The organism is Pantoea sp. SIMBA_079 (assembly GCF_046940275.1).
Taxonomy (GTDB): domain Bacteria; phylum Pseudomonadota; class Gammaproteobacteria; order Enterobacterales; family Enterobacteriaceae; genus Pantoea; species Pantoea borealis.
Genome location: NZ_JAWRYR010000410.1, coordinates 1 through 266 on the forward strand (window position 1 = coordinate 1; position 266 = coordinate 266).

Annotated in this window: 1 protein-coding gene; it reads left to right on the top strand. The window is 50.0% G+C overall.

What is annotated here, in order from left to right; translation table 11 throughout:
• Positions 1-266, top strand: a 266-nt coding sequence (locus SB719_RS20575) for a DUF2130 domain-containing protein (protein ID WP_412159803.1), incomplete at both ends; no start/stop codon positions are given.

Sequence of the window (266 nt, forward strand, 5' to 3'; positions counted from 1 at the left end):
GACAGTGAGCTCTACAACGCGGGCATCGTTGATGTGTTTCACCGATTTCCGAAGATGTATGTGGTGAGGCCGCAGTTTTTTATTCCCATAATCACGCTGTTACGCAACGCAGCAATGAAGTCGCTTCAATACAAGTCCGAGCTGGCATTGGTGAGGGCGCAAAACATTGACATTACACACTTCGAATCCCAGCTTGACGACTTCAAGAATTCGTTCGGACGCAACTGGCGTCTCGCTTCCGAAGGCTTTGAAGAGGCCGTTAAGCG